13 protein-coding genes are annotated in these 12,206 nt (G+C 49.9%); 5 read left to right on the forward strand and 8 right to left on the reverse strand.

The genetic code is table 11. From position 1 onward, the window contains the following. Positions 1-144 precede the first annotated feature (144 nt). The 5 genes from ACT53G_RS01985 to ACT53G_RS02005 all read left to right on the forward strand — a co-directional run bounded on the left by ACT53G_RS01985 (position 145) and on the right by ACT53G_RS02005 (position 4,916). Positions 145-1,125: a sulfate ABC transporter substrate-binding protein gene (locus ACT53G_RS01985; RefSeq protein ID WP_476168555.1), complete on the forward strand. Its 981-nt coding sequence runs from the start codon at positions 145-147 to the stop codon at positions 1,123-1,125. Positions 1,126-1,175: 50 nt separating this feature from the next. Further along, positions 1,176-2,045: an EAL domain-containing protein gene (locus tag ACT53G_RS01990; RefSeq protein WP_338657578.1), complete on the forward strand. Its 870-nt coding sequence runs from the start codon at positions 1,176-1,178 to the stop codon at positions 2,043-2,045. 110 nt (positions 2,046-2,155) lie between these two features. Next, the gene (gene cysT, locus ACT53G_RS01995; RefSeq protein WP_476168556.1) at positions 2,156-2,989 is read left to right on the forward strand and encodes a sulfate ABC transporter permease subunit CysT; all 834 of its coding nucleotides are present in this window, start codon (positions 2,156-2,158) and stop codon (positions 2,987-2,989) included. Positions 2,990-3,046: 57 nt separating this feature from the next. Next, entirely contained in the window at positions 3,047-3,937 is an 891-nt protein-coding gene (cysW, locus tag ACT53G_RS02000; protein WP_476155056.1) for a sulfate ABC transporter permease subunit CysW, read from the forward strand. A gap of 1 nt (position 3,938) precedes the next feature. Then, positions 3,939-4,916 carry a sulfate/molybdate ABC transporter ATP-binding protein gene (locus ACT53G_RS02005; RefSeq protein ID WP_476155054.1) on the forward strand — a complete coding sequence of 326 codons (978 nt, stop codon included), beginning with the start codon at positions 3,939-3,941 and terminating at the stop codon, positions 4,914-4,916. 95 nt (positions 4,917-5,011) lie between these two features. On the opposite strand, the gene ACT53G_RS02010 is transcribed toward ACT53G_RS02005, so the two are convergent. The 8 genes from ACT53G_RS02010 to ACT53G_RS02045 form a co-directional block, all read right to left on the reverse strand. Next, positions 5,012-5,431, reverse strand: coding sequence for a type II toxin-antitoxin system VapC family toxin (locus ACT53G_RS02010; protein WP_194747041.1), 420 nt, complete (start codon positions 5,429-5,431; stop codon positions 5,012-5,014). Continuing rightward, positions 5,428-5,667: a FitA-like ribbon-helix-helix domain-containing protein gene (locus tag ACT53G_RS02015; RefSeq protein WP_194747040.1), complete on the reverse strand. Its 240-nt coding sequence runs from the start codon at positions 5,665-5,667 to the stop codon at positions 5,428-5,430. The genes ACT53G_RS02010 and ACT53G_RS02015 overlap by 4 nt, the downstream gene beginning before the upstream one ends. Before the next feature lie 353 nt (positions 5,668-6,020). Continuing rightward, complete coding sequence (locus ACT53G_RS02020; protein WP_476168557.1) at positions 6,021-6,389, reverse strand: MoaF-related domain-containing protein; 369 nt, start codon at positions 6,387-6,389, stop codon at positions 6,021-6,023. A gap of 338 nt (positions 6,390-6,727) precedes the next feature. After that, complete coding sequence (locus tag ACT53G_RS02025) at positions 6,728-7,024, reverse strand: hypothetical protein (protein WP_476146112.1); 297 nt, start codon at positions 7,022-7,024, stop codon at positions 6,728-6,730. Between the two features lie 70 nt (positions 7,025-7,094). Continuing rightward, on the reverse strand, positions 7,095-7,361 hold the full coding sequence (locus tag ACT53G_RS02030) for a hypothetical protein (protein WP_476168558.1): 267 nt from the start codon (positions 7,359-7,361) through the stop codon (positions 7,095-7,097). 591 nt (positions 7,362-7,952) lie between these two features. Next, positions 7,953-8,600, reverse strand: coding sequence for a DUF4145 domain-containing protein (locus ACT53G_RS02035; protein ID WP_476168559.1), 648 nt, complete (start codon positions 8,598-8,600; stop codon positions 7,953-7,955). A gap of 990 nt (positions 8,601-9,590) precedes the next feature. Next, the gene (locus ACT53G_RS02040; protein WP_476168560.1) at positions 9,591-10,862 is read right to left on the reverse strand and encodes an O-acetylhomoserine aminocarboxypropyltransferase/cysteine synthase family protein; all 1,272 of its coding nucleotides are present in this window, start codon (positions 10,860-10,862) and stop codon (positions 9,591-9,593) included. Between the two features lie 94 nt (positions 10,863-10,956). After that, positions 10,957-12,186: an SfnB family sulfur acquisition oxidoreductase gene (locus ACT53G_RS02045; RefSeq protein WP_476168561.1), complete on the reverse strand. Its 1,230-nt coding sequence runs from the start codon at positions 12,184-12,186 to the stop codon at positions 10,957-10,959. Positions 12,187-12,206 lie beyond the last annotated feature (20 nt).

Genomic DNA, 12,206 nt, shown 5'->3' on the forward strand with positions numbered 1-12,206 from the left:
ATTAAGACGCCAGTGCTTGCACTGGCGTTTTTTATCATCTTCAGTTTTATATTCTTTAAAATTATAAATATATTATATTTTATTCTTTTTAAAAATATAAAACTCCCGCTATAGTGCCTCCCTATCAAGTTCAGGGAGTTGTTTATGTCGTCTTTTATCCGTCACTTGCTGGTCTGGGCTGCGCTGCTACAAGCACCTGTGCAGGCTGCTGAATTGCTGAATGTTTCTTACGATGTGACCCGCGAGTTTTATAAAGAATTCAACCCGGCTTTTGTCCAGTACTGGAAAGAAAAGACCGGTGAATCGGTGACCATTAACCAGTCACACGGCGGCTCTACCAAGCAGGCGCGTGCGGTTGTGGATGGCTTGCCTGCGGATGTGATTACCATGAACCGTAGCGCCGATATTGATATTTTGGCGCAAAAAGCCAAATTGATCCCGGCAAACTGGCAGAGCAGATTACCCAATAACAGCGTGCCCAGCGCTTCCCCCACGGTGTTTCTGGTCCGCAAAGGCAATCCCAAACAGATTAAAGACTGGGACGACCTGATCAGACCCGGTGTGGCGGCGGTGATTCCTAACCCTAAAACCTCGGGTAACGGCAAGTATAGCTATCTGGGCGCCTGGGGCTATATCACGCAAAAAGGCGGCGATGCCAGCAAGGCGCGCCAATTTGTGACCCAGGTGTTTAAACATGTGCCGGTGCTGGATACCGGTGGCCGCGGCGCCACTACCACGTTTGCCCAGCGCGAGATTGGCGATGTGCTGGTGACGTTTGAAAACGAGGCCTATCTGCTGCAAAAAGAGCTGGGGGAAGACAAGTTTGAGCTGGTGTACCCGTCCGTGACCGTGCTGGCAGAGAACCCGGTGGCGCTGGTAGACAAGGTGGTGGATAGAAAAGGCACGCGCAAGCTGGCACAAGCCTATCTTGAGTATCACTTTTCACCTGCGGGTCAGGCTTTGGCTGCCAAACATTACTTGCGCCCGCAAGTGGCTGAGGCGGCGCAACCCAGCTTTAAAAAGCTCAATACATTTACGGTCAAACAGGTGTTTGGCAGCTGGAACGAAGCCGAAAACACGCATTTTAGTGATGGCGGCATCTTCGACCAGATTTATCAAAAATAGCGTTTAAAAATCATTGCCTAGCGCATGCTTAAACGCAGGAAGGAGTCATGATGACACAAAAACAGTTATCCCCAGAGCCGGAGCACATTGTGCAATTGCGTGCCGAACTCAAACAGGTACTTGCGCTGGACCTGGAAGAGCTTGGCCTGCTGGAGGCGAGCTCGGGCGAGTATGAAAGCACCTTTATCGGTGTCCATCTTAAAACCGCTTTTCAGCCGATCTACGATGCCAAGCAAGGGGATATTTATGGCTATGAAGCCCTGATTCGTCCCTCATTGTTTGGCACCCTGGGCAGCACCCCCGAGTTTGCGTTTACCTATGCCGAGCAGTCCGGCAAGCTGGTGCAGTTTGACCGCGTATGCCGCTCGCAGCATGTGCTTAATTACCGGGCCATCCATCAGGAAAATGGCTTGCTGTTTTTAAACGTGCATCCGAAATTACTGCTGGAGGTCAGCGCCCACGGCAAGGTGTTTGAGCAGATCCTGCATAAGTATTCGGTGCCTACGCATCGCGTCGTGCTCGAAATCAACGAGTCTCTGATCGAGCAGGACAAGCACCTGATCGCTGCCGTGGAGAACTACCGCGCCTTGGGCTACCAGATTGCGTTTGATCATGTCGGCGGCCATCAAAGCAAGTTATACCGCTTGTGGAGCGTGCAGCATGACTTTATCAAGTTTGATGTCTCTGTGATTCAGCAGGCCGCGCAACAACCGGGCTTGGCCAAGGCACTCAAGGGGCTGGTGTCCAGCGTGCAGGATCTGGGCAGCACGCCGGTGATTGTGGGCATTGAAACCCAGCAGCAACTGGATATTGCGATCTCAGCCGGGGCGACCGTGTTGCAGGGCAACTTGCTGGCCGCACCGGTGGTGGCCAAGGTCATTAATGACCAATATCAGCACCGCACGCCAAAAGTTGCCTAATCCATCGCGTTTTTATATAACAGGCGCTTATAAATTAATGATTATTCATTCTTTAATGATTTAAAAGAATGCAGCTATATTAGCGCCTGTTTAACGGATCACCATACACCATGGCATCACAAAAAAAGAAACATTTACTCCCCGGCTTTGGCTTGTCACTCGGCTACACGCTGGTCTACCTGAGTCTTATCGTTCTCATCCCTTTAGCCGCTGTTTTCCTGCGCACCACCGAGCTTAGCTGGCATGAGTTTTGGGCGGTGGTCACCACGCCGCGCGTGGTTGCTACCTATAAACTAACCTTTGGCGCCTCATTGATTGCAGCGCTGATTAATCTGGTATTTGGCCTGCTCACTGCCTGGGTTTTTGTCAGGTATCAGTTTTTTGGCAAAAAAGTGTTCGATGCACTGGTAGACTTGCCGTTTGCCTTGCCGACGGCGGTGGCCGGGATTTCACTCACCGCGATTTATGCGCCGAATGGCTGGTTAGGCCATTGGCTGGAGCCGCATGGCATTAAAGTCGCGTTTACCCCACTCGGCGTGGTGGTGGCGCTCACCTTTATTGGCTTGCCGTTTGTGGTGCGTACCGTACAACCGGTGCTCGAAGACTTTAGTGCTGAGGCCGAAGAAGCAGCGGCCAGCTTGGGCGCCAACCGCTGGCAAACCTTTTACAAAATTATTCTGCCCGCCATCTGGCCGGCGCTACTCACCGGTTTCTCGCTGGCATTTGCCCGCGCGGTGGGGGAGTATGGTTCTGTTATTTTTATCGCCGGCAATATGCCGATGATTTCCGAGATTACGCCGCTTATGATCATCACCAAACTTGAACAATATGATTATGCGGGCGCCACGGCCATTGCCGTTGTGATGCTGGTGGTTTCGTTTGTGTTGCTGCTGTTGATCAACTTGCTGCAATGGTGGAGCAGTCACCGCCATGGCGCTAAATAGTGGGCGGCCGCTGAAAGCATAGCGTTGCGTATATTTTGATAAACCATAGGTAGGATGATGCAAACCACACAATTTCAACAATATCAGGGCAAAGTGGCCTACAAACGCGCCACCTCTGAACCCACCTGGGTCCGCTGGGGCTTGATTGGCCTGGCACTGACGTTTTTAGGGCTGTTTTTGCTGGTGCCGCTTGCGGCCGTTTTTACCGAGGCTTTGCGCAAAGGCTGGGACGTCTACCTAGCTGCGATCACCGAAGCTGATGCCTTGTCCGCGATGAAGCTGACTCTGATCGCCTCGCTGATCTCGGTGCCACTGAATCTGGTATTTGGCGTGGCCGCCGCCTGGGCAATTACCAAGTTTGACTTTAGAGGCAAAAGCTTTTTGATCACCCTGATTGACCTGCCGTTTGCCGTCTCGCCTGTAATCGCCGGGTTGATCTTTGTGCTGATTTTTGGCCTGCAAGGCTGGTTTGGCGAATGGTTGATCGATCACGACCTGAAAGTGGTATTTGCCGTGCCTGGCATTGTGCTGGCGACGATTTTTGTGACCTTTCCGTTTGTGGCGCGCGAGTTGATCCCGCTCATGCAGGCGCAAGGCAAAGAAGAGGAAGAGGCTGCACTGGTGCTGGGCGCCTCTGGCTGGAAAATGCTGTGGCATGTGACCCTGCCCAATGTGAAGTGGGGCCTGATTTACGGCGTGATTCTCACTAACGCACGGGCCATGGGCGAGTTTGGCGCCGTGTCAGTGGTCTCCGGCCATATCCGCGGCCTGACCAACACCATGCCTTTGCATGTTGAGATTTTGTATAACGAATATAACTACGCGGCGGCCTTTGCTGTGGCTTCATTGCTCACGCTGCTGGCCCTGGTAACCCTGATTTTGAAAACCTATGTTGAATGGCAGGCATCCCGCGATGCCGCCGCGATTGAAAAGGAAGTGACGGCTTAAGATGAGCATTACCATACAACAGATCAATAAAGGGTTTGGCCAATTTAGTGCCCTGCGCGATATCAATCTGCAAGTCCCCTCAGGCGAGCTGGTGGCCTTGCTTGGGCCTTCAGGCTGCGGCAAAACCACGCTGTTACGCATTATCGCTGGCCTGGAGACCCCGGACAGCGGCCAGGTGCTGTTTGATGGCGTAGACACCACCCACCGTGATGTGCGCGAGCGCCAGGTTGGTTTTGTGTTCCAGCATTATGCGCTGTTCCGCCATATGACCGTGTTTGAAAACGTCGCCTTTGGCCTGCGCGTGCGCCCCAAAGAAACGCGCCCCTCAGAAGCCGAGATCAAAAAACGCGTGCATGACTTGCTCAAGCTGGTACAACTCGACTGGCTGGCTGACCGTTATCCACCGCAATTGTCTGGCGGCCAGCGCCAACGGATTGCCTTGGCACGTGCCTTGGCAGTCGAGCCAAAAGTACTGTTGCTGGACGAGCCATTTGGCGCGCTCGATGCGAAAGTCCGCAAAGACCTGCGCCGCTGGCTGCGCCGCCTGCACGACGAACTGCACGTGACGAGTGTATTTGTGACGCATGACCAGGAAGAAGCCCTCGAAGTCGCTGATACCATCGTCGTCATGAACCATGGCCAGGTAGAGCAGGTGGGCTCACCACAAGCTGTTTACGATAACCCAGCCACGCCGTTTGTGTATGAGTTTTTAGGCAATGTAAATGCCTTTGAAACCCCGCAAGGCAAAGGCTTTGTGCGTCCATATGAGATTGCCGTTAGCCGAGAAGCAGACGCGCAAAGTATCGCCGGTGCGCTCACCTATGTGCACTCTGTGGGCTCACTGGTGCGTCTGGAGATCAAACGTGCAGACAATGAGCAATATGTCGATGTGGAGCTGGGTCGGGAGCAGTTTAATCAGTTGAGTTTTAAGCAGGGCGAGACGGTGTATTTGAAACCGACGCAATTGCGGGTGTTTTAAACTAACGCTCTGAACAAAAAGGCGCAACATCCATCATTGCGCCTTTTTTCTGTTTAGAAAAATCTATTTTTAAAGCTTGATGCAAAGCGCTTTTATTACAGATCAAACGGATTAATCACGCTCAATCCTGCCGCGATAAAAGGTTGTGTGTCTCTAGTCGCAACGGTCAGCTCATGTGTCATCGCAATCGCGGCTATGTAACCATCTGCGGGCGCGATCACTTGACCAGCCGCACGCGCTTTAGCCCGCAACGTGGCATAAGCCTGGGATGCTACGAGATCAAATGACAAAATACGACCTTCAAATAAAGGTAACACGCGTTGCTCAAGGCTGGCATGTAACACCTCTTTTCGCTTACCCGCTGGTAACACTGCAATCCCAAAACGCAGTTCAGCGATGCCGATGGTAGAGAGGTACAAAGTTTCAATGTTTTGTGCATTGATCCAATCGGCTATTTTGGGGTCGCCTGTGGCTTTTAACGGCTCAGAAATGACATTGGTATCTAATAAAATCATTCAAAATCCATAGGCTCTGAGGCTGTTTGGTCTCGCCCAATCTCAATATCCACGCCATCAACCTCACGACCAATTTCCGTTAACAATGTACCAAGCAGGACTCTATGCTTAGGCCTCACTGCATTTTCTAAAATAAAACGTATTTCCGCTTCGGTACTGCGATGGTTCTGGGCCGCCCGCGCCTTGAGTGCGCGGTGTGTTTCCTCGGGTAAATTTCTGACAGTGACAACAGACATACATATGCACTCCATGATAAAAACATAAAAATGCTATCACTATAAAAAAATGATGTCAAATTGATGTTTTGGAGTCACTTTTGCAACTAAAATAATAAGTGCGTAGCCTTTATGATAGACCACCCCGACTCTCCCCATTTACCTTACCCAAGAGAGTAGTAGGGCAACTAGTTGCCCTCGCGTCACAATACCCGTTACGCTCTAACTATCCCCAAATTCACTATCTGGACTTCACCCGCTTCCCCGGCGCTCACTATAAATCCCCAACTTCACGGCACGATGAAAAGTGGAGTTAGGCCACCCTACAGGGTTGCATGGCGAATGGACATCATCGTTCGCCATGCAGGTAAATCTCACTTCTCGCGTACGATAGCCCCTGAAATCACATAGCGTTCCTTACCATCAATAATGGTCGAATACACCTTCATGGTGTTCAGGTTGACTACCTGAGTGACGGTGATTCCAGTTTTCTCAACCCAGCTAGCAAAGTAAATCTTATCGGCTATTTTAAAGCGATCAGGGTGCTCCGTGCCGCTGGCACCTTTCTCTGACCCTTCTACGCAGGTCCATGTCATGAGTTGCGGGTCTTTAACCTCTACCCGGTAAATGCTTCTGCCATCATATTTGTAAAGAAACTGCCCAATAAATGCCTCAGCGGCATGTACGGCAGGTATCCAAGTTGCAAAGAGTAAAGAGCTGAACAAGAGAGATAGCGATTTCATGCGTACTTTCCTAAAGTGTGTTTTCTGTAAGTGTCATCGGTTAAAAATGTAAGTATAGTAGGGTGCGCAACTAGTTGCCCACGCGTCACAATACTAAAATGCTCTAACTATCCGCACCTCACTCTTTTCAAACGCTAAGCAACTTTCCAAATGTTCAGCAAAAATCCCCACCTTTCAGTCGCGATGAAAAGTGGAGTAAGGCCACCATCATTGCCCTTGCTAAATTGTTGGCATTAGTCAGCCTCTTGATTGTTCTAGTGTGCGAAGGAATAAAAAAAACCGCCCAAAAAACAGGCGGGTAACACAGAGAGATTTAAAATCGTTTGGTAAATCAGGCGTTAGTCAGGGTTATGCGGTGCAACATATGGCCGTTTACCAATAAAATTCATTTGATGTTGATTATGTTTCATCAATTTCTTTTCGGCTTGTTCAGGGTCTTCAGCCACTAAACCAGTGCCTTCCCAGGCTTGATCAGCTCCCTTGGCTGGTTTATCAAGAATTTTGTTGTAGGGACGTTTCCCGATAAAGTGATTGTGATGTGACTGGCCTACACTTTGCTCGTTATCCGGTAAGTCAGCTGCATTTACTTGCGCCACAAAGCCTAAAGCCAATATGGTTAAAAATAATTTTTTCATTTGTAATCTCCTAAATTTGTCCTAAAGCAATTGGGGCGCTTCACTTTTCGCGTGGACCCTATGCCGTGGATTAAAAAGCGCGTTTACCAAGCATGTGCAGTTTTTGCACTTCATGAACGTTCGCACCTCCGTTGTTACCATCCACCACCAGTGTCGCGCCTACCCAGGGTTGCTCACCGTCAGCTTTGGCAACCACTGGTTGAGCATATGGACGCTTACTCAAAAAGTGTTGAGCAGTTTGTACTTTTTCAATCCCACCATTTTGTTCAACTGCCAGTACTGGGGCAGCAACCATAAAACCAGCTACTAAAGCCATTGCAGAAATAACGTTACGCATGTTTGTTCTCCTATCTGTTAGTCAATGTGATGGCAATCTGTTAAAACTTTGCTCAATCACGATGGTTTGCATTATGCGCGGACTTTTTCCATAAATCGTCTATAGATGTAGGTAGGTTGGTATATACCAAACAGCATACTTGGATTGCTTAGAGGTTAAGAAAACCAGAGGCTGAGATGAGTTATTTTCAGGTCTCAACGAGGATTCGATGATCACAATATCGGTGTAGCAATAGGGTAGCTTCCCGTAGCGCAAAGCGCACATCGTCAGCACATAAAAACCGTTGCTTACGGTAAGTGACTAGCGTAAAAGGTAATTTGCTTCAGAAGGGTTGGCGCAGAGGTGATTCAATATTGAATCACCTCTGCGAGGGATTGAACGCGTGGGCAACAAGTTGCCCACCCTACAGGGCTGTTGAGGCTGCCTGAATAGTTGAAGAATTAGATGCAGATTGCGAGGTAAAGAGAACCGTTGCTAGCAAGAGCGTTAAAACAAAAACTATTAGATACTTAACGATATGCATTGAAACCTAACGTTTGATATAAGAGGCGCGCTTTAGCGCGTCCCGCTTGATGGATGGGTTGGGCATTGCTACTTACCGTCTCTTTGATTAATACCTGCTAATTTGTCTGCTGGTAAGCCGTTATAAATTTCATCTACCTCTCTTGGTTCGGTAATGGTTTTATGAGCAATGAAATTTACAAGCCGAAACAATTTATTAACTGTTTCTAGGTCATCTTTTAAATCGATTGTTCCAGGATGCACGGCATCGTTACCAATTACCCGCACGGCATCAAGTGCTTGTTGAACTTTCGCAGGCAAACCAAGTGTTACTAAGGCAGCAATGTCATTATTGATATTTTTTCCAGACTGCCCCAAATGAGCACAAAGTTTTTGTATAGCAAGCCTCAAGAGTGCTGCTGCACCGCGAGGCGATAGATTTGCAATAACTCTGGCTTCTTCAAAGTCAGCGCGGATATTTTCTGGTAAATCTTGATTGGGTGTTTCAGCTACTGAATGTAATGGATAAATCATTTTTTCACCATGCCAGATTGTTGGTTCACCACAACTGGAACAATTTGAAAGAACAAACTCTTGATTTTCGTATTGCGTTCCAAAGCCATCTCTGTTGCTAGCTGCTCTTAGATAATACCAATCCTGTTTTGCAAAAACTCTGCAACGAGGACAGTTAAAAGCTTTTTCCATCAATGTTGGTGGTATGTATTGTGTATTTTGCATCAGTTATACAGCTTTCAGAAAAATGCCCAACGTAGAAGTGAGCGGTCTGCGCGGCTTTTCGCGCAGGTCCGCTCGACTGCCGGGTTGGGCGTCATGGGAGACTTCATGTCACCGCGTTCTTTAAAGAATTTAGCGCTGGGCGTAATGATGTCAGCCACGAATCGTTAAGCGAGTCGAATTCATATACGAAGACGTTGGCCGCACCGCGATCAAAAATTCCACGGGCCGCTACCGTCTTATGCAATAGCACGAGCGTGGGAAGATCGAGCATTAGTGACATAGTTGCCTCGATCTGATTCCACTCGGTTGGAAGAGTAAGGTGCGATGTAATTGGTTCGTGCTTAACGGTGCCCGTGTGCATGAAGACCTGAGGGAGTCCCAGGACTACTGTGCATTTGCACTTCTTCATGAGTCTGCGGACGTCCTCAAATGGAGACATTAGTGGTGCTTGGCTCTTACCAATAGTATTCGCCTTGAAACCAGTATCTTCTAGCAACTGGTAAAAGGCCGCGAGTTTGTGCTCGATGATAGGAGGAGCCCAATTCGGACGGGATACGAAAGTTTCAATCATGTCATTTCCTCATGGGACAAATTGTGCTGACGCCCAACGTAATACATACACCGAAATCGGTGTATAACTTATTTTTTGTATGTGATTGTTTATATGAGTGTCTAGCATATCTTTGTGTTTTTATTGATGATTTTTATTTAAATATAATGCATGGAACACACCTGCTGGTTGCACTATTTAAAGCTTTTAATTATTAGTAAACTCAATCTGATTATCATCAAGCTTTTACAAAAATGCAATATTAAATCTTAGCTTGTAAAAGCAGTGGCGACTGTTCAGCCACGATTGGATTGCTGTTCATAACCGATCGTTGGAAAGCAGCTATGTGCTGATAATTTAAGAAAAAAGCGCAGCATTGCTGCTGCGCTCGCATAGTTGCCTTTAAAGCCAAAAAACGACATTGCCAGTTTTGATCAGTATTAGACCTTCGCCAACGCCTGCTCCAAATCCGCAATCAAATCATCAATATGCTCAATCCCTACTGATAACCTGACCATATCTTCACTCACTCCAGCGCGTGCCAGTTCCTCAACATTAAGCTGACGGTGGGTGGTAGTGGCAGGGTGGCAAGCCAGGCTTTTGGCATCGCCTATGTTGACCAGACGCGTGAACAGTTGCAGCGAGTCAATAAAGCGGGTGCCGCCTTCGCGACCATCTTGCACGCCAAAAGACAAGATGCCAGAGGCGTGGCCGTTGAGGTATTTTTTCACCAGTGCATGGTCTGGGTGGTCTTCAAGCCCGGCGTATCTGACCCATTTCACTTTGGGGTGTTGTTTCAGGTAATTTGCGACTGCCAGTGCGTTGGTGCTATGTCTTTCAATCCTGAGCGCCAGCGTTTCCAGGCCTTGCAGAATCAGAAAGCTGTTAAATGGGCTGATGGCGGCACCGGTATTGCGCAAAGGCACGACGCGGGCGCGGGCGATGTAGGCAGCCGCGCCTAATGCCTCTACATAGTTGACACCGTGGTAGCTGGGGTCCGGGGTGTTGAGGCTGGGGAAGCGGGCGGCATGTTCTGCCCATGGAAACTTGCCGCTATCGACAATGACGCCACCAATCGAGTTGCCGTGGCCACCGATGTATTTGGTCAGCGAGTGCACCACAATATCCACGCCGTGCTCAAATGGTCGCGACAGAATCGGTGTGGCGACCGTGTTATCGACGATCACCGGCACGCCGTGTTTATGGGCTGCCGCGCTGATGGCTGCGAGGTCCACTACATTGCCTAACGGGTTGCCTATGGTTTCGGCAAACACGAGCTTGGTGCGGCTGTCGATGAGTTTTTCCAGTGACGCCGGATCGCGGTAATCAAAAAAACGGACTTCTATGCCTTGCTTGGGCAAGGTGTGCGCAAAAAAGTTATAGGTGCCGCCATACAGCGTTGAGACGGACACAATATTATCGCCTGCCTCGGCAATGGTTTGAATCGCGTAGGTAATCGCGGCCATGCCAGACGCTAATGCCAGCGCGCCTATGCCGCCTTCCAGTTGTGCCAGGCGCTCTTCTAGCACGGCGGTAGTCGGGTTCATGATGCGCGTATAAATATTGCCTTGTACCTTGAGGTCAAACAGGTCAGCGCCGTGTTGGGTATTGTCAAAGGCGTAAGAGGTGGTTTGGTAAATGGGCACCGCAACCGCCTTGGTGGTGGGGTCCGGGTCATAGCCGCCGTGAATGGAAAGGGTTTCTTGTTTCATCGCTCAACTCCTTTATTAATTATTTGAATTTATTATATTGGTATTAAAGTATAACCCCGGTGCGCGGCCGGGGTTATATCATTTGCTTACATGCTTATAACCACGGGTGACGCGGCGGATTCACTTTGTTGAGGTAGTAGTTGCCAATGGCGTGAAACTTCCAGCGGACCGGATCATGCAGGGTATGCGTGCGTGCATTGCGCCAGTGACGGTCGAGATTGAGTTCTTCGAGCGTAGAACGCGTACCGCTGAGCTCGAACAGTTTGTTGCCGGCTAATAGCGCGATTTCGGTGGTCAATACTTTGGCTTCTGCCACGGCAATTGAGGCTGCCGCTACGGTGGTTTCATTGGCTTCAGCCGCACCTCGCGTCAAGGCTTCGGCGGCGCGGTCTAGCAAGGCTTCTGCTGCATGCAGGCGCAATTCGAGGTCGCCAATTTGCTGGATGGTGTAAGGGTCATCACTGGCATTCTGGATATCCTTGGCATCTATCCATGGCCGCGCAGACTGTTTCACATATTCCAATGTCGCGGCTATCGTACCGACAGCGATGCCTGCATCGACGGCAGCCTGAATAAACTGCGAGCTGGGCCCGGCGATAGTGGGCCGGGCAAAAGCTTGGTAAATCGGCACCACATGTTCTGCAGGCACTTGTACGGCTTCAATCACCACGGTTCCGCTGGCGGTGGTGCGTTGACCAAAGCTGGACCAGTCATTGATCACTGTCAGCCCAGGGGTACCTTGTTTGACTAGCGCCAAGTACGGCAGACCTTCTTCTGTGGCCGCCACAATCGGAATCCAGTGGGCAAGCAAGGCGCCAGTGGCAAAAAACTTGGTGCCATTGACGACAAAACCTTCGCCATGCGGGGTGATGCGGGTGGCAAACTCGACCACCGTGCGGCTGCCTTTTTCTGAGAAGGCATTGCCAAAGCGAGCGCCTTTGAGCACCAGCTCAAAAAAGAACTGTTTCTGGCTCTCGCTGGCATCCAGGATCAGATGCTCGATAATGACAAAATGGTTTTGCGGTAATTGGCCCAGTGAAGGGTCCGCCGCAGAAATAATTTTTATCACTTCGCCCAAGGTGCGATAAGAGACGCCCGCGCCGCCGTAGGCTTTGGGGATGGTGATAGCCCACAGGCCGCTTTGCGAATATGCGTCCAGTTCGGCCACTGGTAAACGGCGCTCTCGGTCGCGCGCAGAGGCTTCCCTGGCAAAGGTCTCTGCTAACTGTTTTGCAACGGCAATCGCCTCTTCGTCACTGCGAATGCGGTGTGCCGCCGGGAGAGTGTCTAATGCTGGTATGGCAAATGTATTGGATTGACTCATGAGGGTTCCTTTCACGGGAG

It is taken from the genome of Methylophilus sp. DMC18 (assembly GCF_056314005.1).

Coding starts and splice junctions, on each gene's coding strand:
- ACT53G_RS01985 (WP_476168555.1), top strand. CDS start 145: ATGTCGTCTTTTATCCGTCACTTGCTGGTCTGGGCTGCGCTGCTACAA.
- ACT53G_RS01990 (WP_338657578.1), top strand. CDS start 1,176: ATGACACAAAAACAGTTATCCCCAGAGCCGGAGCACATTGTGCAATTG.
- cysT (WP_476168556.1), top strand. CDS start 2,156: ATGGCATCACAAAAAAAGAAACATTTACTCCCCGGCTTTGGCTTGTCA.
- cysW (WP_476155056.1), top strand. CDS start 3,047: ATGCAAACCACACAATTTCAACAATATCAGGGCAAAGTGGCCTACAAA.
- ACT53G_RS02005 (WP_476155054.1), top strand. CDS start 3,939: ATGAGCATTACCATACAACAGATCAATAAAGGGTTTGGCCAATTTAGT.
- ACT53G_RS02010 (WP_194747041.1), bottom strand. CDS start 5,431: ATGATTTTATTAGATACCAATGTCATTTCTGAGCCGTTAAAAGCCACA.
- ACT53G_RS02015 (WP_194747040.1), bottom strand. CDS start 5,667: ATGTCTGTTGTCACTGTCAGAAATTTACCCGAGGAAACACACCGCGCA.
- ACT53G_RS02020 (WP_476168557.1), bottom strand. CDS start 6,389: ATGAAATCGCTATCTCTCTTGTTCAGCTCTTTACTCTTTGCAACTTGG.
- ACT53G_RS02025 (WP_476146112.1), bottom strand. CDS start 7,024: ATGAAAAAATTATTTTTAACCATATTGGCTTTAGGCTTTGTGGCGCAA.
- ACT53G_RS02030 (WP_476168558.1), bottom strand. CDS start 7,361: ATGCGTAACGTTATTTCTGCAATGGCTTTAGTAGCTGGTTTTATGGTT.
- ACT53G_RS02035 (WP_476168559.1), bottom strand. CDS start 8,600: ATGCAAAATACACAATACATACCACCAACATTGATGGAAAAAGCTTTT.
- ACT53G_RS02040 (WP_476168560.1), bottom strand. CDS start 10,862: ATGAAACAAGAAACCCTTTCCATTCACGGCGGCTATGACCCGGACCCC.
- ACT53G_RS02045 (WP_476168561.1), bottom strand. CDS start 12,186: ATGAGTCAATCCAATACATTTGCCATACCAGCATTAGACACTCTCCCG.